This is a genomic window from Undibacterium sp. FW305-107, from assembly GCF_058788535.1.
Window position 1 is genome coordinate 173,338 of the sequence record NZ_JBYTAV010000003.1, and the last position, 20,283, is coordinate 193,620.

Annotated in this window: 22 protein-coding genes; 15 read left to right on the top strand and 7 right to left on the bottom strand. The window is 50.0% G+C overall.

Annotated features, from left to right (window positions below; translation table 11 throughout):
* Window positions 1-6: 6 nt before the first annotated feature.
* Complete coding sequence (locus AC3WQT_RS07860) at window positions 7-792, top strand: sigma-70 family RNA polymerase sigma factor (protein WP_492703319.1); 786 nt, start codon at window positions 7-9, stop codon at window positions 790-792.
* Between the two features lie 74 nt (window positions 793-866).
* Window positions 867-2,045, top strand: a complete 1,179-nt coding sequence (locus tag AC3WQT_RS07865; RefSeq protein ID WP_492703320.1) for a tetratricopeptide repeat protein — start codon at window positions 867-869, stop codon at window positions 2,043-2,045.
* A gap of 103 nt (window positions 2,046-2,148) precedes the next feature.
* Here AC3WQT_RS07865 and AC3WQT_RS07870 read toward each other — a convergent pair whose 3' ends face one another.
* The 4 genes from AC3WQT_RS07870 to AC3WQT_RS07885 form a co-directional block, all read right to left on the bottom strand.
* A complete protein-coding gene (locus AC3WQT_RS07870) occupies window positions 2,149-2,544 on the bottom strand; it encodes a hypothetical protein (protein ID WP_492703322.1) in 396 nt (131 codons plus the stop codon).
* Window positions 2,545-3,495: 951 nt separating this feature from the next.
* Complete coding sequence (locus AC3WQT_RS07875) at window positions 3,496-3,795, bottom strand: DUF1330 domain-containing protein (RefSeq protein ID WP_492703323.1); 300 nt, start codon at window positions 3,793-3,795, stop codon at window positions 3,496-3,498.
* Between the two features lie 31 nt (window positions 3,796-3,826).
* Window positions 3,827-4,267 carry a hypothetical protein gene (locus tag AC3WQT_RS07880; protein WP_492703324.1) on the bottom strand — a complete coding sequence of 147 codons (441 nt, stop codon included), beginning with the start codon at window positions 4,265-4,267 and terminating at the stop codon, window positions 3,827-3,829.
* Between the two features lie 4 nt (window positions 4,268-4,271).
* Window positions 4,272-5,297 carry a zinc-dependent alcohol dehydrogenase gene (locus AC3WQT_RS07885; protein ID WP_492703325.1) on the bottom strand — a complete coding sequence of 342 codons (1,026 nt, stop codon included), beginning with the start codon at window positions 5,295-5,297 and terminating at the stop codon, window positions 4,272-4,274.
* Window positions 5,298-5,475: 178 nt separating this feature from the next.
* On the opposite strand from AC3WQT_RS07885, the gene AC3WQT_RS07890 reads away from it, so the two are divergent.
* Together AC3WQT_RS07890 and AC3WQT_RS07895 are read left to right on the top strand one after the other, a co-directional pair.
* Window positions 5,476-5,907 (top strand): PaaI family thioesterase, encoded by a 432-nt coding sequence (locus tag AC3WQT_RS07890; protein WP_492703326.1) that lies wholly within the window; start codon window positions 5,476-5,478, stop codon window positions 5,905-5,907.
* A gap of 32 nt (window positions 5,908-5,939) precedes the next feature.
* The gene (locus AC3WQT_RS07895) at window positions 5,940-6,416 is read left to right on the top strand and encodes a MarR family winged helix-turn-helix transcriptional regulator (protein WP_492703327.1); all 477 of its coding nucleotides are present in this window, start codon (window positions 5,940-5,942) and stop codon (window positions 6,414-6,416) included.
* Window positions 6,417-6,763: 347 nt separating this feature from the next.
* Here the strand turns inward: AC3WQT_RS07895 and AC3WQT_RS07900 are convergent, their stop codons facing one another.
* The gene (locus tag AC3WQT_RS07900) at window positions 6,764-7,255 is read right to left on the bottom strand and encodes a hypothetical protein (protein ID WP_492703329.1); all 492 of its coding nucleotides are present in this window, start codon (window positions 7,253-7,255) and stop codon (window positions 6,764-6,766) included.
* Between the two features lie 478 nt (window positions 7,256-7,733).
* On the opposite strand from AC3WQT_RS07900, the gene AC3WQT_RS07905 reads away from it, so the two are divergent.
* The gene (locus AC3WQT_RS07905; protein WP_492703330.1) at window positions 7,734-8,459 is read left to right on the top strand and encodes a substrate-binding periplasmic protein; all 726 of its coding nucleotides are present in this window, start codon (window positions 7,734-7,736) and stop codon (window positions 8,457-8,459) included.
* Window positions 8,460-8,555: 96 nt separating this feature from the next.
* Here AC3WQT_RS07905 and oxlT read toward each other — a convergent pair whose 3' ends face one another.
* Window positions 8,556-9,836 (bottom strand): oxalate/formate MFS antiporter, encoded by a 1,281-nt coding sequence (gene oxlT / locus AC3WQT_RS07910; RefSeq protein WP_492703331.1) that lies wholly within the window; start codon window positions 9,834-9,836, stop codon window positions 8,556-8,558.
* 216 nt (window positions 9,837-10,052) lie between these two features.
* On the opposite strand from oxlT, the gene AC3WQT_RS07915 reads away from it, so the two are divergent.
* From AC3WQT_RS07915 to AC3WQT_RS07925, 3 genes are all read left to right on the top strand, one after another.
* Window positions 10,053-10,841: a fumarylacetoacetate hydrolase family protein gene (locus AC3WQT_RS07915; protein WP_492703332.1), complete on the top strand. Its 789-nt coding sequence runs from the start codon at window positions 10,053-10,055 to the stop codon at window positions 10,839-10,841.
* Window positions 10,838-11,836, top strand: coding sequence for a 2-dehydropantoate 2-reductase (locus AC3WQT_RS07920; protein WP_492703333.1), 999 nt, complete (start codon window positions 10,838-10,840; stop codon window positions 11,834-11,836). Before AC3WQT_RS07915 ends, AC3WQT_RS07920 begins: the two co-directional genes overlap by 4 nt.
* Window positions 11,837-11,909: 73 nt before the next feature.
* On the top strand, window positions 11,910-13,433 hold the full coding sequence (locus AC3WQT_RS07925; protein WP_492703335.1) for an acyl--CoA ligase: 1,524 nt from the start codon (window positions 11,910-11,912) through the stop codon (window positions 13,431-13,433).
* 81 nt (window positions 13,434-13,514) lie between these two features.
* On the opposite strand, the gene AC3WQT_RS07930 is transcribed toward AC3WQT_RS07925, so the two are convergent.
* Window positions 13,515-14,327 (bottom strand): phosphate/phosphite/phosphonate ABC transporter substrate-binding protein, encoded by an 813-nt coding sequence (locus AC3WQT_RS07930; protein ID WP_492703336.1) that lies wholly within the window; start codon window positions 14,325-14,327, stop codon window positions 13,515-13,517.
* 472 nt (window positions 14,328-14,799) lie between these two features.
* Here AC3WQT_RS07930 and ccmA point away from each other — a divergent pair, with 472 nt between their 5' ends.
* The 7 genes from ccmA (at window position 14,800) to AC3WQT_RS07965 (ending at window position 20,282) form a co-directional block, all read left to right on the top strand.
* Entirely contained in the window at window positions 14,800-15,438 is a 639-nt protein-coding gene (gene ccmA / locus AC3WQT_RS07935) for a cytochrome c biogenesis heme-transporting ATPase CcmA (protein WP_492703338.1), read from the top strand.
* Window positions 15,432-16,106 carry a heme exporter protein CcmB gene (gene ccmB / locus AC3WQT_RS07940; RefSeq protein ID WP_492703339.1) on the top strand — a complete coding sequence of 225 codons (675 nt, stop codon included), beginning with the start codon at window positions 15,432-15,434 and terminating at the stop codon, window positions 16,104-16,106. Before ccmA ends, ccmB begins: the two co-directional genes overlap by 7 nt.
* Before the next feature lie 253 nt (window positions 16,107-16,359).
* Window positions 16,360-17,139, top strand: coding sequence for a heme ABC transporter permease CcmC (ccmC, locus tag AC3WQT_RS07945; protein ID WP_492703340.1), 780 nt, complete (start codon window positions 16,360-16,362; stop codon window positions 17,137-17,139).
* Window positions 17,136-17,327, top strand: coding sequence for a heme exporter protein CcmD (gene ccmD / locus AC3WQT_RS07950; RefSeq protein ID WP_492703341.1), 192 nt, complete (start codon window positions 17,136-17,138; stop codon window positions 17,325-17,327). Before ccmC ends, ccmD begins: the two co-directional genes overlap by 4 nt.
* Complete coding sequence (ccmE, locus tag AC3WQT_RS07955; RefSeq protein WP_492703342.1) at window positions 17,324-17,770, top strand: cytochrome c maturation protein CcmE; 447 nt, start codon at window positions 17,324-17,326, stop codon at window positions 17,768-17,770. Before ccmD ends, ccmE begins: the two co-directional genes overlap by 4 nt.
* Window positions 17,767-19,758: a heme lyase CcmF/NrfE family subunit gene (locus AC3WQT_RS07960; RefSeq protein ID WP_492703343.1), complete on the top strand. Its 1,992-nt coding sequence runs from the start codon at window positions 17,767-17,769 to the stop codon at window positions 19,756-19,758. The genes ccmE and AC3WQT_RS07960 overlap by 4 nt, the downstream gene beginning before the upstream one ends.
* Window positions 19,755-20,282 (top strand): DsbE family thiol:disulfide interchange protein, encoded by a 528-nt coding sequence (locus AC3WQT_RS07965; RefSeq protein ID WP_492703345.1) that lies wholly within the window; start codon window positions 19,755-19,757, stop codon window positions 20,280-20,282. The genes AC3WQT_RS07960 and AC3WQT_RS07965 overlap by 4 nt, the downstream gene beginning before the upstream one ends.
* The last annotated feature ends 1 nt before the right edge of the window (window position 20,283 follow it).

The window sequence follows — 20,283 nt, forward strand, 5'->3', positions numbered from 1 at the left end:
CACGTAATGGCAGGCTCTGCTCATCTGGAGGCGCTGGTGCAAGGGACGGGTTCTGAGGAATCCGAAGCAGTGTTATGGACGAAATGGAAAACAAACGCAGACTTTGCTGCCAGAGAGCAGCTTATTGAAATCTACATGCCGTATGCCAAGTCGGTCGCTGCATCGATGTACGTGAAGCGCTATGGAAATGATGTTGAGTTTGCCGAATACAATCAAATTGCTCTGGTCGGCATGCTGGACGCGATGGAGAGATTTAATCTTGGGGCAGGAGCAAAATTTACCAGTTTTGCCGGGCCAAGAATGCGCGGTGCCATCCTTAACAGTATGGAAGTTCATTCCGAAAAACATCAACAAATCAGCGTGCGTCAACGCCTTAATGCACAACGGATGAATGCCAGTAAGGAAATAGCTTTACTGGCAGATAGTGCAAATCCGGATGATAGCGAACACATTTTTCGTCGCTTGGCTGAGGTTGGCCTCGGGTTGGCACTCTCTTGGTTGCTCGATGACAGTGGTATGGTTACCAATGAGGGACTCACATCTCTGGTGTCACCAGTTTATGAAAGTTTGGAACTGAAACAATTGCAAGGGCAAATTCGTTCTCTTGTAGAGCAGTTGTCGAGACAAGAGCAAAAAGTTGTGCGATATCATTACCTGCAAAGCACACCCTTTGAAGAAGTCGCAGAAATAATGAATGTAAGCAAGGGAAGGGTTTCTCAAATCCACCAATCTGCTTTGAAAAATCTGAAAAAGCTTTTGGCCGCGCAACGGGATTGCGACTTGGCCTGTTGAGCGGACTGCTAAGTCTGACCAAGCAATAAAATGCGAGAATATAATCTTCCCGGCATGGGAAACGAAAGAGATAGATGATGACCAACAAAACGGCCGCGCAGGAGAATACCTTGATTCCAAAAAATGCATTAACTGAAGTACAAACAATACGACAACAAGAACTCAGTGCCAGAGTCGCACGGTTGGAATCTTACTTGAGCAGTGATCCTGACAATAATGTCTTGTTGGTAGACGCCTTTGAAACCGCTTTGCAGGCTGCCTTGTTTTCAAAAGCCGAACAATTCCTCACTGTTGCGCAGTCCAGACAAACTGACACCACTGCCTGGCAATTCCGCGCCAGTAATTTATACCTTGCTCAAGGGCGCTTGCAGGACGCTCAGACGGTACTGATCAGCCTTGAAGAACTGCAGGGGCCGCATCCGGCAATTATCCATAATCTTGCTTATATCTATTTCCATAAAAATGACTTTGGTGGAGCTCTGGAACTGCTGGGCAATGTACTTGATGATGCTGGACATACTGTTCAAGATATCAGCCAGCTTCAGGTGTTGTGGCTCAGGTGCATGCACAGATCGCTCAGACTGGAAGAAGCGCTTGAGTATGCCTTGCAACAGCAAAAGGTAAATCGTCTCTCGGATCAAGCGGCAGGCATTGCCAGTCTGGTTGCGGTTGATTTAGGGAATATGGAATTGGCTGCCACATGGGCAAGGCAGGCACTGGCGTCAGACCCTGAGCAGGTCGAAGCGCTGGTGGTAAATGCTACAGTAGCGCTGTCGCAAAAAAATACAGACCTGTCCCGCCAATGTTTACTAAGAGCGCTGACAAAGAATTCTACTGATGGACGTGTCCTGTCAATGCTTGGTTTTACTGAAATGTATGACATGAAAATCGACCAGGCTTTACCCTATTTACAGGATGCAGTCGTGTATATGCCTAAACACATAGGGACACATTTAGGTTTGGGCTGGCTTTATTTTATACAAAGAGATTTGGGTGCGGCCAGTGCAGAGTTTGAAACTGCGTTGGCACTTGACCGCAACTTCAGCGAAAGCCATGGTGCTATCGCTGTAATAGCGGCAATGCAAGGCCAGGTTGAAAAGGCTGAGCAGCACATAGAGTTGGCTTTACGCTTGGATAAAACTAATTTTTCAGCGCCTTATGCACAAGCAATTTTGTCTGGAGAAGCTAATGATGCAGAGGCGATCAAACGCTTGGCTCAACGTCTGATGAAAAACCGTTTTAACGCCAATTAAGTTTGCACATTTTTTCATATTGCCTCGGTTTAATGCTGCCGTTACTGTCTTTATAAAACCACATTACGGATAGCATAAGGCCGATTTAAAGACCACCAACTTTTTATATAGACGATGGTACCAGCAGCAAATCTATGGCTTGTTCAATTATAGGAGCCAGTTCCTGGTCAGCCTGCATTTGATTCTGAATATCTTCTACCATGCGAAAGAACCGGGGGTCTGCAATCAGTTCTTCCCCGAGTTCATCCAACAATACAGACTCTAAAAACGCACGGAAAGCCTTCCTTCGCCTGTGTGGATCTTCAAGGGGAATACCTGCGACTCTTTGAACAATCAAATGTCCTAAGTCTTTTTTTTGGGGGCGGGATATTTTTTTTGTTTTCACGGGTTCTTTTTTTGAACCGATGCTACTCGTATGCGGTGCTTTATTAGCTTTGCGCATAGAATCAATCTGACTGCGAATAATACTTGCTAACTGGCTAGTGCTTTCTATTTTCATATTGTCTTAAGCTGCTGATTTCAACAAAACACGATCCCGCACAGACGGATGATTAACTTTATACAGAATATATTATTCCCTTACGTCAGAGGATGTCTAACGCATCATTTGCCATGATGTGTTTGTAATAAGTATCCTTTGGAGGAGGTGATTGTACTTTATCTCCGCAACTCTGAGATCAGACTTCCTATGATGCCGTACCAACTGTTACGCAAGTTGCCTGCCCGTTGTTTATATTTTACGTCGAATGTGGAGTTTTCTTGGGTGCTATGGTAGTGAGAAAAGGTGCTCCCATATCGAAACTAGCGCTAATCGCAGAGGCCGCGATGCTGCTGTTAGAACTACTGCACTGAAATTGCCCTGTGGACTTTTGCTGGTCGGTGCCAGTGAGGATCAGTTGGCGTGACAATGTTGACTACGCATACACAAACACCTAAATATCTAAAAAGTGCTAATTCTGGAAAATCTCATTTTATCTGACAGAAACGAAGAAAATCTCAACTATTGCGACAATCAATCTCAAGTTACGTGACAATTTTCTGTTAATCAGTGCGTTGCTTACCAATTCCAGTCTCAACTTTCGTGGCACTTTACGCCACTTTCTGGCGAAGTGCCACATGGTCATATGACCCTGCAAATCCCAGTTCTTTCAAATCCAGATATCTAGAACTCATTTCATCAATAGGATGAGTGCGAACAAGACGATTTGGGATGCAGTGCAAGGTCTAAGGTGTGTACCCTGTGAAGCTAAGGCTGGTGCCTTGGCGAGGGCGAGGTAACAAACTGCACGCTGCAATGCGCCCAAATCGTCAGTTCACTAAGGGTTTGCCTCATAACGCGCGCTGGACTGCGTTGGACTCGTTATCAATAGCACCGCTATTGACTGCCTCGTCCGTCTTGCCAGCCCACGTTATGAGACAAACGCATCTCACCCTATTGATGAAATGAGTTCTAGTCAGCAGATGAAACGCCGTTGGCAAGGATTACCCTGCAGTCCGCACCAAGTAGTCTGTGAGCTTTTGCTTCTTGGTACGCCGGACTGTCGTACCATGCTTTGGCCGCATCCATGTCCTTGAATTTCAGGATGACGACACCGTCCACATCAGGGCCTTCCAGAGCAAGGGCTTCACCGTAGTAAGCCAATGGTGTCGGTGGCTCCGCGCCACGGGCTTTTCTGGCCATCGACGCGTAAATGTCGAGTTCACTTTGGTTGACGATGCTGTTTCGAATCAGTATGACGTATGCGGGCACGATGGCTTCCTTTGTTTGTGGATTGGGTTAATCAAATCGAAAAGAGGAACACTGCTAATACACCATTCGCGGCCATAAGCGAGAAGTCCATAAGAAAAATAAGCAACATTGAACCCCTCAGAACCGGCCAATAGGGAGCGCCACGGCTGCTGTACAAGAGGGCAGAGGGCACATTGGTCGCGAATTGAGTGCCGTGTGCAAGCGCAAGCACAGAAGTCAGCGTGGCCATTTGCGCCGCCCCGGGAAACAGCGTTCGGTTGAACAACAGGACGCCAGCAAGGACCGCGAAGCCCAGATTCAATCCCCCCAGAAAGCGCACCGCTGCAAACACGGCTGAAAAAAGAGGTGACTGTCTGGCGGATCGTGAAACCAGGAGTTTGGTGGCAGAGTTCGTCGCAACTCCGAAATACAATGCCCCAGCGCCGAACCATAGAACGTTCAGTGCCATCAGGATGTCTGTTAGCAATGACATATGATCAGTCTCTGAATAAGCGTGGACGAACGACAACTACTTTTCCGGCATGCACCGCAAGTGCATCCGGTGCCTCGTCCGTACTTACGACGGTCGTCAGCGACATCGGATCGCACTGCCCTGTGGCCACCAGGTCGATGACCTTGGACATGTGAGGCCGCACGCTGCATAGTCCCACAGACAGGGTGACATCGCGCAAGTACATCGAGAATAACGGAATCTTCGGATCGTCGAAGATGATCCCAATGCAGGAGCAGTGTCCGCCGGGAGCCAGTGCTAGCAGCGATGCACGAAGTTTTTCGGGGTCGCGGGTTGCCGAAATCGTGAAGTCGAACTGTTCGTGCAGCAAGCTTTCGTCCCCCTGGTGGATACGTGCCCCAGCCCTTGCCGCTATCTCATTGCGCTTTGCGTCAGAATCGTAATAGGTGACCTCGGCGGCGCCTGCGGCGACAGAAAGCTGGGTGGCTAGCACGCCGATGCTTTCTGTTCCACCGACGACGAGAACGCGCGCGTCCTTGTTGCCAGTGACCAGTGGACGCCGGGCAGCGACCCAGGCATCGGTCAAGTTATCGCTGACAGCTGCGACCGCGGCTGGCTCAATACCCTCCGGCAACGCTACCAGCATCGCATCGGCGAAAGGAATATTCACCAGTTCGGAAAACAGGCCGCCCCAATGTCCACCAACGGGAGTCCCGTAGCTGGCATGCTTTCTGACCGTAGTGCAGGCTGAGGTCCGCCCAAAGAGGCACTGGGCGCATTTTCCGCAAGAGATTTTCCAGGGGATTGACACCAGGTCACCGCGTTGGAATCCTGTAACTGATCCACCCACTTCAACAACTTCCCCGACAGCTTCGTGACCAATGGCGAAACCCGGTGGAAAAGGCGTTACTCCGGCGCGTATGCGTCGATCAAGGTCGCAAAATGCTGATGCAATCGGACGCACCAAAGCCTGGTCGGATCCCGTGATCGTTGGTTCCGGCGTCTCCACCCACTCCAGTTTTGAGGGCTTGCTATAGATCAGTTCTTTCATTGTTCATTTTCACTTGTTGAGGTCAATAATATTGACCTAATTGGGAAATGTCAGTTATCCTTCTTCAACTTTCAGATGCTGCAACGGGAATTCATCATCAGTTTTTATTTTTAAGGTCAACTATATTGACTTGAAGGGACAGTGTCAAGTATTCTTCCGCAACTTTTTGGAGCGCACTATGAGAACATCAGGACTTGAAATATTGAAGAAGGCCTTTGACGAAGGCGGTTTTGGCAGAGGAATCGGGCGAACCCTGGGACTTGTGGGAACCAGTGTTGCCCATGGAAAAGTTACGCTGCAGGGCCACCCTACGCCTGATCACTACAACCCGGCTGGCATGGTGCATGGGGGATACGTAGCGACCATGCTTGATGGGGCAATCGCTTTGGCTGTCTATAGCACGCTGGCTGCAGACGCTCTATACAGCACTCTCGATCTCAAGATAACTTATCTGCGACCTTTGACTGAAAACTCCGGGCCTGTCAGGGCAGAGGCAACGGTCATTCACAGTGGTCGTACCGTCGCAGCAGCGGAAGCCCGCCTCCTTGATAAAGACGATAAACTCTGCGCGCATGCGACGGGAACCTGCATGATCGCAAGCGCGAAGTAGCGATCAAGGAGCCCGTCAATTATAATGGAGCGATGACCAAACTAAACTCCATATTCGAACTGCCAGCTGTACAAAAGGCTGGCATGAACGAGATCCATACGCTGGATGGAGCCCTGCTTCTGATGCATTTTGCTTTTCGTGGGCTGGTCCTGCAAGCGGACCGATACCTTGCAGAACATGGCTTATCACGTGTGCACCATAGGATTCTTTACGTTATTGCACGTACCGATGGTATTTCCGTGGGGAGCTTGCTGGAAACCCTCGGCATCACCAAACAGGCACTTCACCGCCCCATGAAATACCTGCAGGAAAACGGCTATGTCGTTGCAGAAAGAGATACCGTCGAGCATCGCGTCAAGCGACTTAGGCTGACACCGAAAGGTGTTCGCATGGAACGCACCGCGTCGGATCACGAGCGGGCGGCGATGCAAACTGCCCTGGGTGAAATGTCGGCCTCGGGGCAGAAAGCCTGGCGGGAAGTGATGATCGCTCTTGCTAAACAGGCTTGATTCTTAACCCCTGCACCGCAAGAAATCGGCGGATGGCTATGATTACTCCATCCCAAATAAGCTTATCCGCACATATTCTTCGCGTACGTTCCTCGCATACATTTCTACTTATCAGATAAATTCTGATATTCGGGAAGTCAATACCTCGGGTTTTTCAGGAAGCTTGACAGGGGGAAAGCGGTCGAAGCAACTGCCTCTGCCATCCAGGACGAAGCAGACTTTTGAGGATTTGAATCTGCAACATTGGCCATGGCTGATTCCTGGCGATATTCTTGCGGCATAGTGGCAGACTGATGCCCCCGGAGATGCAGAGTTCACCACTATGACATTCAGCTTGGATGAGAGTTTTAATTCCAGAGTCGGCAATAGGTTTCCAGACTCTCAAGATTGTCGCTGCTTGTGCCATCTTTTTGGACGATCTTGATGAATCCATTCGGCTTGCTGGGACTTGGCGTTTGCTGGCAGTCGGTATGCACCCAATGGATGCCTTTTGTGCCGTCTGTATATTCCTGTCCGCACAGTTTCAAGTTGTCGCCAACTTTGATCTGGCTCAATAAAGGGGGCACTTTTTTGCTGTTCTTCACATAGCCTGTAGCAAATACATTATCTATTGCTACGTCATAGATATCACCAGATCCATCAACTTTCACGCTCAGGTGGGTATGCGAGAGCTCAACGCCCTTAAGGAATTTCCCGCTTGTGAACTTTGGACCTGATGTGACTGTGCCAGTGATATAGCTCCCTTTTCCAGCATCACAAATTGCTTTGTCATCTGCATGGCAAATTGAACTTGACATGATCAATCCCAGAAATGCTGCTCCAAGAATCGAGATTTTCATATTATTCCTGTATTGAATTGGAGGTGCGATTTGATTACCGAATATAAAACTGAGAGAAAGCTCCGATGAGTCTCTATAAAGAATCAGGTGAGGATCAATTGAATAATATCTTGTTATATTTTTCAGATAAATTATAAATAAGACTAGATTTTCAAATATTTGTTAAATCGTTGTAAAAACGACTTAATTTTTGAAGAGGGGAAAATCTCTTCTATCCTGTGGCGTTTCAGGATTGCTGAGGTATCACCCATAGCGAAATTCAGCGGGATTTGAAAACTTGAAAAGCCTGCTTCAAGCAGGTTTTTTGTCTTCCGCCATGGGCCATGTGAATGGTTTGAAACACTATGAATTCGTGTTTGCAAACATTTGTCATTTTCTGTTTCGCAATGATAAATTACTCTGATGCACTGTATTTTAAAAACGGGATTCGTTTTATCCTGCAAACATAGAATTTTGTTTGTTGTTAGGGGAGTTAGCCGTGCATCGTAGAACTTTATTACAACTTGCCTGCCTGTCAGGTTTATTGCCAACGATTGCCCTGTCGCAGGACAGCAAGCTCCTGCAAATTTCAACGCTGATAGAAAAAGACCCGGCCACAAAAATAGCGGAAAGGATCATGGAGATCGCTTACCGCAGACTGGGCATGAACATGAATGTCCATTATCTGCCTGGCGAGCGTTCCCTGCGCAGCGCCAATAATGGCGAAATGGATGCTGAGCTTTATCGCAAGCTGGGCATGGACAGGGATTACCCTAACCTGGTCATCATCCCTGTACCATTACTGACCTATGAAATTGTTATTTTCACCAATGGTACCAATTTTGTCGTCAATGGCTGGGAGAGTTTGCGGCCCTACACGATAGGCTTTGTCAAAGGCATCAAGATCATTGAGCAAAACACGATAGGGATGAAGCTGGAGTCAGCGCCCACGGTGCGCCAGGCGTTTCAAAAAATGCTGCTTGGGCGTTCCGACATCGTGGTCTCAAATCGTATCTCTGGCCAGGCTGTGCTGGATGAGATGAAGCAGACCGATATCACAGCTCTCGCACCTCCTTTGGCTACTTTTCCGGTATTCCATTACCTCAACAAGAAGCATGCAGCGCTGGTACCTGCCCTGACTGAGATTTTGCAGAAGATGCAAAAAGATAAAACCATTGAGGGCATACAAAATGCCGTCATGGCAGAGATGCAGCGTGGGAATTAGTGCCGGATGATGATGTCTGCCGGATAAAAAAACGCAGCAAAGTTTTCTTTGCTGCGTTTTTTCTTTATTGTATTTTTTATCGGTTACGGTACAGGTTCACTGCAAATTGCGCATGCGTGCACGCATGGGTTTGAGTACGGCCAGTGCCATGATGGCGGCCAGGGCATTCAAACCTGCGGCTATATAGAATACTTCGTGCCAGCCTTTATAGGCTTCTACTACATAAACAGACAGTGGCACCAGCAAGGACGCAGTACCCTTGGCTGTGTAGAGCAGGCCGGCATTTGTTGCAGCAAATTTGCTGCCAAAGGTGTCGCCGCAAGTGGAAGGGAAGAGGCTGTAGATTTCTCCCCAGCCAAAAAATACCAGGCCGGTCAGCAAGACGAAAAGGACAGGGTCTTTACCAAAAATACTCAGTGCCAGGATACCCACAGCCTCCATCGTAAAAGCGATGAACATGGTGTTTTCACGACCTATATTGTCGGATACCCAGCCAAAGAAGGGGCGCGTGATGCCATTGAAAATGCGATCCAGGGACAGGGCAAAGGTCAGGGCAGGCAAGGTGAAGCCTATCAGCGATACAGGAATTTCAGCAATTTTAAAATCCTTGGCGATAGGGGCCAGTTGTGCCGTGGCGACCAGGCCACCAGCAGCCATCATGACGAACATCAGGTACATGACCCAGAACACCGGTGTCTTGATCATTTGCTTCCAGGTGAAATCTACCTTGGTCTGGCTGATGCGTGCCGCTGGTGTTGCTGTAGTCGGGGCTGTTTTTGGCGTACTCAGCAAGAAGGACAGCAAGAATACGACCAGGCCCTGACCCAGGCCAAAATACAGGAAGGCTGATTCATAGCCGCTGTTCTTGATCATGGCTGAAATAGGGATGATGGTCAGCGCCGACCCCATGCCAAATCCGGCGGCGGTCAGGCCTGCTGCCAACCCGCGACGGTCCGGGAACCATTTGAGCGCATTCCCCACACAAGTGCCATATACAGCACCAGCGCCAATGCCACCGATTGCTGCAGCGATATACAGCATGGTCAATGAATCTGCATAGGAGTTCATGACCCAGGCCAGGCCTATCAGCAAACCACCGACCAGCACTACCGGACGGGGACCGAATTTATCAACCAGATAGCCTTCTACTGGCACCAGCCAGGTTTCGGTAAGCACAAAAATAAAGAATGCAACCTGTATGGCTTTGCGACCCCAATGGTATTTTTGATCCAGAGGGTCAACAAACAAGGTCCAGCCATATTGAAGATTGGCGATCATCGCCATGCAAATAATGCCTAACAATAATTGTAGCCAGCGATACTGTGAGGCGGTTTCTACCAGAGGGATTTCTGGCTTGAGGGATATTTCCAGAGTCATGCGCCTGTCCTTTAATCAAAATCTGAGAGGTGAATAGAAGCAATGCAGGGCCATACTAGGGTGCACAATCATATGCAAAAAATTTTGTCGAATTTGCTAGCCGATTCGACTAGACTATAATAATTCATTTAATGTTATTTAACAAAATTACCTTTAGCATATGCTTATTTGTTAAGAGATTAAAACTGCTTCTTAATCCTAGGTATTTTTATCGACATGACACATTGGTTACGCTTTGAACATGCAAATCAGCCCGGCTTTGGCAGTCTTGACGCTGGCATCATCACCGTCTTTGAGGGTGATCTGTTCGATAATCCCAGGCCAACTGGTCAAACGCTGGCATTGAGCGAGGTGCGTTTGCTAACACCAAGTCTGGCCTCAAAAATGATAGGCCTGTGGAACAATTATCATGAACTGGCTGAAAAGCTGGGGCAGGCCATTCCTGCCGAGCCTTTGTATTTCATCAAGACTTCCAATTCTTACTTGCCGCACGATGGCATCATCAAACGCCCACCGGCATATGAAGGAAAGATCCTGTATGAAGGCGAACTGGGTATCGTGATAGGCAAGACTTGCACCAATGTGGATGAGGGCATGGCCGTCGCCAGCATTTTCGGCTACACCTGTGTCAACGATGTGACAGCATTGGAATTGCTGCAGCGTGATACGACATTTGCACAGTGGTGCCGGGCAAAAAGTTGTGACAGCTTTGGTGTGTTCGGACCCGTGATTGCGACCGGGCTGGATCCGCAAACGCTGACAGTCAAAACATTTTTAAATGGCAAGGAGCGGCAAAATTATCCCTGTCGCGATATGATCTTTGCGCCAGCGCAGATAGTCAGCATGATTTCACGCGAGATGACTTTGTACCCGGGTGACGTGATTGCCTGTGGCACATCGACCGGCGCTGGCCCCATGCGCAGCGGTCAGGTAGTGGAAATCGTCATAGACGGTATAGGCAGTCTGCGGAACAATTTCGAAAGCCTTGAGGAAAATACTAAATGAAAATAGCAGTCGTAGGCGCAGGCGCAATTGGTGGTTACCTGGCAGTCAAGCTTGCCGGGTTGGGGCATGAAGTCAGCGTCGTGATACGCGGTGCCAATTTGCAGGCGGTGCGTGAAAACGGCATGAAACTGATCATGGATGATGGCAGCGAGCATGTGGCAAACCTCTTCGCTACGGACCGTATTGCTGATTTGCCGGTGCAGGATGTCGTCATCCTTGGCATGAAGGCCCATCAGGTCGCAGCAGTGGCTGCTGACATACCTGCCTTGCTGGGGCCAGAATCTATCGTAGTGACGGCACAGAACGGCGTGCCCTGGTGGTATTTCCACAAGCATGGTGGTGACTATGAAGGGCGCAGGGTAGAAGCAGTCGATCCTGGTGGCGTGGTAACTGCCAGCATCGATGTGAATAAAGTCATAGGCTGCATCATCTACCCTGCCTGCGAGATCATCGCGCCTGGCGTCATCAAGCACATAGAAGGCAACCGCTTTTCACTGGGTGAGATTGATGGCAGTGATACACCACGCATACACATGTTGGCTGATGCCTTGCGCCAGGCGGGTTTCAAGGCACCGATCTCGTCTGACATCCGCTCAGAAATCTGGCTCAAGCTCTGGGGTAACCTGAGTTTCAATCCCATCAGTGCGCTGACTCATGCGACGCTGGTAGATATCTGCGAATTTGCACCGGTACGCGAACTGGTGGCGCGCATGATGCGTGAAGGGCAGGTGATAGGTGAAAAGCTGGGTGTGAATTTCAAGGTCACCATAGACAAACGTATCGCCGGTGCTGCTGCTGTTGGCAAGCACAAGACTTCGATGCTGCAGGATATTGAAGCTGGCCGCCCCATAGAGTTGGAGGCGCTGGTTGGCACTGTCATAGAAATGGGCAAGATTACTGACACTGCCACGCCGAACATAGAAGCGGTGTATGCACTGACTGCGCTGCTGGCACGTACGGTGCAGGAACAAAATGGCAAACTGCGTATTCAGTAGTCAGTAAGCAGAAGAAGTAAGCGACTGAACTGTACTGCATCAAGGGATTTACTTTTTATCATAGAAAGCAATCATGCAAAGATTTTCCACACTCGTCGAATTACTCGCCGTCGGCTCTGACAATGCCATCGCTCTGCAAGCGCCAGGTGCCAAGCCGCTGACTTACCGTGACCTGCGCGCCAACCAGCAAAGAACCCTGGCTACCCTGAACAGCTTTGGCATAGGCCGCCAGGACAGGGTTGCCATCGTCCTGCCGAATGGCCCGGAAATGGCCAGCGCCTTTGTCTGCATTGCTGCGGCTGCCACTGCTGCACCGCTGAACCCTGTCTATCGTGCTGATGAATTTGAATTCTATCTGTCTGACCTGCATGCCAAAGCGCTGGTGGTAGAGAAGGGCAGTACTTCACCTGCGCTGGCAATTGCTGACAAGTTGAAGATACAGGTGCTGGAACTGACTCCCAGTGACGAGGGCACAGGTGCATTCACGCTGACGCAGGTCAATCCGCAAGCTGCCAGTGCATCCTTCACTCCTGGCCCTGCTGCGCCTGAAGACATAGGCCTGATATTGCATACCTCAGGCACTACCTCACGTCCCAAGATCGTGCCACTGTCGAATATCAATATCTGTGCCTCTGGCTGCAATGTACGCGACAACCTGCAATTGACTGCGGCTGACCGTGGTCTCAATATCATGCCGCTGTTCCATATCCACGGTCTGATCGCGGGTTTGCTGGCACCCTTGTCGGCTGGTAGCAGCATCTTTTGCACACCAGGCTTTAATGCCCTGAAATTCTTTAGCTGGATGACAGAAGCGAAACCTACCTGGTACACCGCCGTGCCTACCATGCACCAGACCATCGTTGCGCGCGCAGCGCAAAATCATGACGTGATTGCGGCCAATCCCTTGCGCTTCATACGCTCATCATCATCTTCCATGCCGCCGCAAGTTATCAGTGAACTTGAAGCTGTTTTCAAGACCCCTTTGATTGAGGCCTATGGCATGACCGAAGCCGCACATCAGATGGCCAGTAACCCACTGCCGCCTGCCAGGCGCATACCCGGCTCGGTCGGCATTGCCGCCGGCCCTGAAGTCGCGATCATGGACGTGGATGGTAATTTGCTGGAGCGTGGACTGACAGGCGAAATCGTTATCCGTGGCCCGAATGTGACGGCAGGCTATGAAAATAATGCCAAGGCCAATGCAGAAGCTTATACCAATGGCTGGTTCCGTACCGGTGACCAGGGCATCATGGATGTGGATGGCTACCTCAGCATTACTGGTCGTCTCAAGGAAATCATCAGCCGCGGCGGCGAGAAAATCTCCCCGCGTGAAGTTGATGAAATTTTGATGGATCATCCTGCGGTACAGCAAGTCGTTACTTTTGGCATACCCCACGACAAGCTGGGTGAAGAGGTAGGGGCTGCCGTGGTATTGCGTGAAGGGACGACAGCTACAGAAAAGGAATTGCGAGAATTTGCCGCCATACGCCTGGCTGATTTCAAGATACCGCGCAAGATATTGTTTCTGGAAGAAATACCCAAGGGTGCCACCGGCAAATTGCAACGCATAGGCCTGGCTGCCAAGTTAGGATTGTAAGCGTAGAAGCAAACAAATCAGGCGCTACAATCAAAAAGGGTACAGATGTAATCTGTACCCTTTTGCTATGCCTGGACTATTTTACAGGCCAAGTCGCTTGATTGCATCTGCCATGACTGCATTGTCCCATGGCACAAAACCCTTCATATTGATGCTCTTTAATGCCACTTTCCCGGCATCGTTTTCGCTGAGTTTAAGCAAAATATTTTGCAGCTTGTCACGTTGATCTGTACTCAGTTTTCGTGAGGCCAGAAATTGCTTGATAGGGACAGGTTTTGTTTCTCCAATCACACGCCCGCCTTTGGCGACCCAGTCTTTGGCAACAGCACCTGAACCTGTAACGCCAGCTTCAACAAAACCATTTTCTACCATGAAGGGAACAGCATCCTGGTAGCGGGTAGCGCTAAAGCGTGAAGCCGGATCGCGAAAGCCTAACTCAGTCAGGTTGGCCGTGAACATGACCGTAGTGATGGATTCCAGCGAGGGTACCCCTACTTTTTTATCGCGCAGATCAGCGATGGTTTTTATAACAGAGTCTTTTTTGACGAATACGCGGGCACGGTATTCAGTAAAATCTTTGGCGCTGACCAGTCCAAAATATTTCCCGCTCTTGGCCGCACGCAAGCCTATATGTGCAGGATGGATAAATACCAGATCATAACGTTCAGCGTCGAGACCTGCCTCGAAATTACTGTATCTGTCCACTGCCTGCACTTTGATGGGATGTTTGAGTTCTTTCTCCAGCAGGTCGACTAATGGCTTATAACGCTCGCTGATAGGGCTGCCATCTTGATAGGTTACACCTTCATTCACTGCGAGTACCCACTCTTGCGCAATGCTTACCTGTGCCACGAGTGTAAGAGAAACAAAGATAAAAGCGCGTAGGGAAAACATGGATAAGGTCCAAAAAAATGGTAAATAAGAAAGAATTGCAAGCATTGTAATACAATTTGGCAAAAACACAACTTTTTCTAAAACTTTTTCCAGAGAACTACTCACAATAAAGAAGCAAGTGCTCTTATAAAATGGCCTGAAATTTTAAGTGCGAGAAAAACAGGCACGCAATATCTGCACCTGTGTCATCAAAGCGAGGGACAAAACATATCGATTTGCTACGAAATTATTCTAAGCCACATAAGGCATAGTGTTTAGAAGGAGTTGTAATAAGCATCGAAGGAAATGCAACTTCGTTGGGCCTGGCAGGGCAGTTAAAATGCGTGTTCAAGGCGATTCTGATCAGTCCCAGGCTCAGGCTAATTCATTGTCGGCTATTCCAGATAGCCATCTCATCTACGCAGGCAAAAAGCGCATGTATCAGCAAACCGGGATTAATAGTCAGCGACCTCTGCTAATTACGGCTCCGTGCATGCCAATCGAATTCGAGGCCAGCCAGGTGGCATGCCTCAAGGGACATCGCTACCTGTTCTCGGGTATTCAGATTCAATTGCGTGCCGGTCATGCCCTGTATGTCAGGGGTAGTAATGGCAGCGGTAAATCAAGTTTGTTACGCATACTCTGCGGCTTGGCCAGCCCGGCAACAGGTTCTGTATTGTGGCGAGGAAAAAGCATACAAAAACTAAAAGAAGAATTTCACCAACACCTGCTCTTTCTTGGTCATGCAAACAGCATCAAGGACGATTTGCTGGCCTGGGAAAATATCGCTTTCCATGCCAGACTGGCCGGTCAGTATTGTTCTTATGCGATGGCTTGCGCGGCACTGGATGCCATGGGCTTGCTACAGACTGCGCTATTGCCCGCAGGTCAGTTATCACAAGGGCAGCGTAAACGTCTGGCATTGGCCAGATTATATTTGCCGGATCTGCCGCAGCTATTGATACTCGATGAAGCCTTCAGTGCACTGGATCAGAAAGCTGCTGCAGCGTTAACAGCGATATTGCGTGCACACTTGCAACAAGGTGGCTTGCTGATTTACACCACGCATCAGGACATCGATTTGCAGGTAGCTGATCATCATGAATTGTGGCTCGGTGAACCTCCATGCTGATGCTGATGCTGTTTCTGGCTGTGGCCGGACGTGATTTGCGACTCGCATGGCGACGTCGTTCAGATGTGTTGAGCACCATGGTTTTCTTTGTGCTGATTGTCAGCCTGTTTCCGTTGGGTGTGGGAGCTGATAAGGTTTTGTTGCAAACGATAGCACCAGGCATCATCTGGGTGGCAGCATTGCTGTCATCCATGCTGGCAGCACCACGCTTGTTTGCCAGCGATTATGCTGATGGTACGCTGGAACAGATGCTCTTGTCCTCAGAACCACTGGTTGTCATTGTCAGTGGGAAAATACTGGCACATTTTCTGGTGTCTGGTTTGCCCCTTGTTTTTGTGGTGCCCTTGTTGGCGTTGCAATTTGATTTGCCTTTTGACGCCATAAGTGTGCTGGTACTCAGTCTTTTGCTCGGTACACCTGTACTCAGCCTGATTGGTGCCATGGGTGCTGCATTGACACTGGGCACGCGTGGTAGTGCGGTCTTGTTATCTTTGCTGGTCTTGCCTTTGACCATACCCGTGCTTATCTTTGGCTGCGGCGTATTTGTTGCGCACAACGCAGGTCTGGATACTGCTGCCTACTGGTATGTCCTGGCCGGAATGCTGGCTGCTTTAGCTGTTCTTTCTCCTGTCGCAAGTAGCTATAGCTTGCGCATCATGCTTGACTGATGCCTGACTGATACCTGGTTTGGTTATCAGCTCAATTCTCAACATCCCTTGTGTTTATCTGCTGTATTCGCAACATGCAGCTACATATTCATATCTGAATTAATTCGCATACTTTTTAAAAGCCGCAAGGTATATTTACTACGTCGTACATCTCTAGGGGTTCATTTTTGCTCGCTTTACGGCGAGCATTTTTTTCATTTTTTTTTGATGACATTTTTAGTTTGATTACCCTTTCAAGGCAAACAGCAATCGCATGAACACGTTGAGTCTGGATCACTTTTCAAGTACAGCCAAAAGCAGCAGCTGGTTTGCGCTGGCTTCGCCACCGGTTTTTTATCGGGTGGCAGGAAAATGCATACCCTGGCTGTTTGCGCTCGCTGGCGTGTTGACTGTTGTTGGCCTGGTGCTGGGTTTTCTGATCGCACCGACTGACCGGCAGCAAGGCGAGGCTTATCGCATCATTTTCATTCATGTGCCTGCTGCCTGGCTGTCCATGCTGATCTATCTGGCCCTGAGCTTCTGGTCGGCGATCAGCCTGATCTTCAATACCCGTCTCGCTGCATTGCTGGCGCGTGCCCTGGCACCTACGGGCGCTTTGTTCACTTTTTTGGCCTTATGGACAGGGGCATTCTGGGGCAGGCCTACCTGGGGTGCCTGGTGGGTCTGGGATGCGCGCCTGACTTCTGAATTGATCTTGCTGTTCCTGTATCTTGGGCTGATCGCCTTGCAAGCGGCGATTGACGATAGCCGCCGCGCTGACCGTGCTGGTGCAGTGCTGGCGCTGGTGGGTGTCGTGAATATCCCCATCATTTATTTCTCCGTCAAGTGGTGGAATACTCTGCATCAGGGGGCATCGGTCAGCCTGAGTGCAGCACCCAAGATGGCCAATATCATGCTCAGCGGCATGCTGGTGATGACCCTGGCATTGTGGGCATATGTCATTGCCATCGTGTTGTGGCGTGTGCGCCTGTTGATACTGGACAGGGAAAGGCATAGCGCCTGGGTGCAGGCTGAAGTGGGAGCAACATCATGATCTGGCAAAACTGGTCAGTCTTTATTGCCATGGGTGGATATGCCTTGTATGTGTGGGGGGCTGCGCTGGTATTCTTTGCCACTCTCGCGCTGGAGCTGTTCAGTGTAGGGCTCGCAAAGAAAGCGCTCTTGCGTGAGCTAAAGCTGGAGCAGAAAATCCGTGACTCTGAAGCTGGCGGGGCAACATGAAAGCACGACACAAGCGCCTGCTGCTGGTGGCAGTCAGCCTTTCTTTACTGGCATTGGCGACATTTTTTATCTTGAATGCCTTTCAAAAGAATCTGGTGTTCTTTTTTACACCTACACAAATCAGCGCAGGCGAAGCGCCCTTGCAGCATAGTTTTCGTGTCGGCGGCATGGTTGAGAATGGCAGCCTGAAAACACTGGAAGATGGCATTACAGTACGTTTTCTGGTGACTGATACACGCAATAGCCTGGCGGTGCAATACCGCGGCATCTTGCCCGATCTGTTCAAGGAAGGTAAGGGCGTAGTAGCACAGGGTAAGCTGGCACAGGCGGGTGTATTCATTGCCGAGCAAGTGCTGGCCAAGCATGATGAAAATTACATGCCGCCGGACGCGAAATATGCGATAGACCGGGCGCAAGCCAAGTCCGGAGTACCACTGCCATGATCATCGAACTTGGGCATTTCGCCCTGATACTGGCACTGGTTTTCTCGGCCCTGCAAGCGGTCATTCCAAGTCTGGGGATAGTCAAAAAACAAGCTGTCTGGATAGCAATGGCGAGGCCGCTGGCAGCTTCACAGTTCTTGTTGACCTTGTTGTCTTTTGTAATTTTGATTGCTGGCTTTGTCAGTGATGATTTTTCTGTTGCCTATGTCGCAGCACATTCAAATACCCGCTTGCCCGTGTTTTATAAAATTGCCGGTAGCTGGGGTGGACATGAAGGCTCACTCTTGCTCTGGGTTTTGATACTGGCAGGCTGGGGCCTGGCAGTTGCATGGCGTAGCCGTGCTTTGACTGCAGTTTTCCTGGCCAGGGTCTTGGCCTTCATGGGCGCAATCAGTTTTGGTTTTTTAAGTTTTATCCTGTTCACTTCCAATCCATTTACCCGCGTCTTTCCTGCTGTAGCAGAGGGGCGCGACCTCAATCCTCTGCTGCAAGACCCGGGCATGATTATCCACCCGCCTCTGCTGTACATGGGCTATGTGGGGTTTTCCGTGGCATTCGCTTTTGCCCTGGCAGCGCTTATGGATGGCAAAGTTGAACGTGACTGGGCGCACCAGGTGCGCCCCTGGACTTTGTCAGCCTGGACCTTCCTGACGTTGGGCATTTTCATGGGCAGCTTCTGGGCATACTATGAACTGGGCTGGGGTGGCTGGTGGTTTTGGGATGCGGTGGAAAATGCCTCCTTCATGCCATGGCTGGTGGGCACGGCTTTGCTGCATACCCTGATTGTCAGTGAAAAGCGCGACAGCTTCAAAAGCTGGACCATCCTGCTGGCGATATTGGCTTTCTCGCTGTCACTGCTGGGCACTTTCCTGGTACGCTCAGGTGTGCTGACTTCGGTACATGCTTTTGCTTCTGACCCTAAGCGTGGCGTGTTTATCCTCATCTTCCTGGCGTTGGTCAGTGGTGGTGCTTTGGGTCTGTACGCATGGCGCGCACCGCAAATTCGTTCGAATACAGCTTATGCACCTGTATCAAAAGAAACGGCTTTGCTACTGAATAATGTGCTGCTCCTGGTGGTGGCAGCTACAGTATTGTTGGGAACACTGTATCCCTTATTTCTGGATGCCCTGCAACTAGGGAAGATTTCGGTAGGGCCGCCATATTTTGAAGCGACTTTTGTGCCTCTGATTCTACCGGTGCTGTTTCTCATGGCATTGGCACCTTACCTTGCATGGAAACAGGTGAAGCGAGAAAATCTGGGCGGGTTTTTACTGACTGCCCTGTTGCTGGCTTTGTCTGCGGCTGGTGCGCTGACTTATCACTATAGCTTCATGCTCGGGCTTGGCGTTGGCCTGGCGGTATGGATATTACTGGCTACTGCAGGGCAAGTCATTAAGCGGGTGTACAGGCCTGCCGGTGATGCAAGCTGGTGGGAGAGCCTGCACGCGCCGTCACTGGATTTCTGGGGTATGGTCGTGGCCCATGCAGGCGTCGCCATTTTTACGATAGGGGTCAGTGCGGTCAAGAGTCTGGAAACCAGCGAGGATTATCACTTGCGCCCCGGAGCGCATGTGCAACTGGCAGGTTATGACGTGTTTTTCAAGTCGCTGGAAAAAATCGATGGCCCGAATTACATTGCAGCCAGGGGCTACTTTATAGTCAGTAAAGCAGATACAACTTTACAGCTGGAACCAGAACGCCGCATCTATACTGCACAAAACATGCCCATGACCGAGGCCGCCATTGATCGCGGCTGGCTCAGGGATGTGTACATCTCTCTGGGTGAAGCCAGTAAAGACCAGGGTTGGATGGTCAGGGTGCAAATCAAACCTTTCATGAGCTGGATCTGGGCAGGCTGCCTCGCCATCGCCTTGGGTGGCTTGCTGGCTGCGCTGGTGCGCAGATATAAGCCCGCAGCTGTGATCGTCACACAGCAGACTCGCGCCCCTACACCTGCAGAAAACTTCCAGAATGCGGAGCCAGCATGAAGCGCTTTTTACTGCCCTTGTTAGGGTTTGTGATCTTGCTGGCCTTCCTGGCGACAGGTTTGCTCATCAAGACGGACGAGCTGCCTTCTGCCTTGATAGGCAAACCAGCCCCCGGTTTTTCATTGCCGCAAGTTGAACAGCAAGGACACTTTCAGTCATCCAGTCTCAAAGGCAAGGTATGGCTGCTGAATGTCTGGGCTTCATGGTGCGAGTCTTGCCGCCATGAGCATCCGGTACTGATCAAATTTGCCGGTCAGCTCTCTGCGCCAGTCATAGGGCTCGATTATATGGACAAGGCAGCAGATGCCAAACGCTGGCTGAGTGACTTTGGTAATCCCTATCAATTGTCCGTACAGGATGTCGATGGCCGAGCTGCGACTGACTACGGCGTGGTCGGTGTGCCCGAAACCTTTGTCATCGATAGCCACGGTCTGGTGCGCTACAAGCATGTAGGCCCGCTGACCGAGCAAATCGTATTTGGCAAATTACAACCCTTGATTGATCAACTGCAGCGTGAGCAATGAT

What these genes read in the sequence shown, in the direction of transcription:
- ccmE (WP_492703342.1), top strand. Translation starts at nt 17,324, where the DNA reads ATGAAAGCACGACACAAGCGCCTGCTGCTGGTGGCAGTCAGCCTTTCT.
- AC3WQT_RS07920 (WP_492703333.1), top strand. Translation starts at nt 10,838, where the DNA reads ATGAAAATAGCAGTCGTAGGCGCAGGCGCAATTGGTGGTTACCTGGCA.
- AC3WQT_RS07930 (WP_492703336.1), bottom strand. Translation starts at nt 14,327, where the DNA reads ATGTTTTCCCTACGCGCTTTTATCTTTGTTTCTCTTACACTCGTGGCA.
- AC3WQT_RS07895 (WP_492703327.1), top strand. Translation starts at nt 5,940, where the DNA reads ATGACCAAACTAAACTCCATATTCGAACTGCCAGCTGTACAAAAGGCT.
- ccmA (WP_492703338.1), top strand. Translation starts at nt 14,800, where the DNA reads ATGCCAATCGAATTCGAGGCCAGCCAGGTGGCATGCCTCAAGGGACAT.
- AC3WQT_RS07880 (WP_492703324.1), bottom strand. Translation starts at nt 4,267, where the DNA reads ATGTCATTGCTAACAGACATCCTGATGGCACTGAACGTTCTATGGTTC.
- AC3WQT_RS07960 (WP_492703343.1), top strand. Translation starts at nt 17,767, where the DNA reads ATGATCATCGAACTTGGGCATTTCGCCCTGATACTGGCACTGGTTTTC.
- AC3WQT_RS07925 (WP_492703335.1), top strand. Translation starts at nt 11,910, where the DNA reads ATGCAAAGATTTTCCACACTCGTCGAATTACTCGCCGTCGGCTCTGAC.
- ccmC (WP_492703340.1), top strand. Translation starts at nt 16,360, where the DNA reads ATGAACACGTTGAGTCTGGATCACTTTTCAAGTACAGCCAAAAGCAGC.
- ccmB (WP_492703339.1), top strand. Translation starts at nt 15,432, where the DNA reads ATGCTGATGCTGATGCTGTTTCTGGCTGTGGCCGGACGTGATTTGCGA.
- AC3WQT_RS07915 (WP_492703332.1), top strand. Translation starts at nt 10,053, where the DNA reads ATGACACATTGGTTACGCTTTGAACATGCAAATCAGCCCGGCTTTGGC.
- AC3WQT_RS07890 (WP_492703326.1), top strand. Translation starts at nt 5,476, where the DNA reads ATGAGAACATCAGGACTTGAAATATTGAAGAAGGCCTTTGACGAAGGC.
- AC3WQT_RS07965 (WP_492703345.1), top strand. Translation starts at nt 19,755, where the DNA reads ATGAAGCGCTTTTTACTGCCCTTGTTAGGGTTTGTGATCTTGCTGGCC.
- oxlT (WP_492703331.1), bottom strand. Translation starts at nt 9,836, where the DNA reads ATGACTCTGGAAATATCCCTCAAGCCAGAAATCCCTCTGGTAGAAACC.
- AC3WQT_RS07870 (WP_492703322.1), bottom strand. Translation starts at nt 2,544, where the DNA reads ATGAAAATAGAAAGCACTAGCCAGTTAGCAAGTATTATTCGCAGTCAG.
- AC3WQT_RS07865 (WP_492703320.1), top strand. Translation starts at nt 867, where the DNA reads ATGATGACCAACAAAACGGCCGCGCAGGAGAATACCTTGATTCCAAAA.
- AC3WQT_RS07860 (WP_492703319.1), top strand. Translation starts at nt 7, where the DNA reads ATGGCAGGCTCTGCTCATCTGGAGGCGCTGGTGCAAGGGACGGGTTCT.
- AC3WQT_RS07900 (WP_492703329.1), bottom strand. Translation starts at nt 7,255, where the DNA reads ATGAAAATCTCGATTCTTGGAGCAGCATTTCTGGGATTGATCATGTCA.
- ccmD (WP_492703341.1), top strand. Translation starts at nt 17,136, where the DNA reads ATGATCTGGCAAAACTGGTCAGTCTTTATTGCCATGGGTGGATATGCC.
- AC3WQT_RS07885 (WP_492703325.1), bottom strand. Translation starts at nt 5,297, where the DNA reads ATGAAAGAACTGATCTATAGCAAGCCCTCAAAACTGGAGTGGGTGGAG.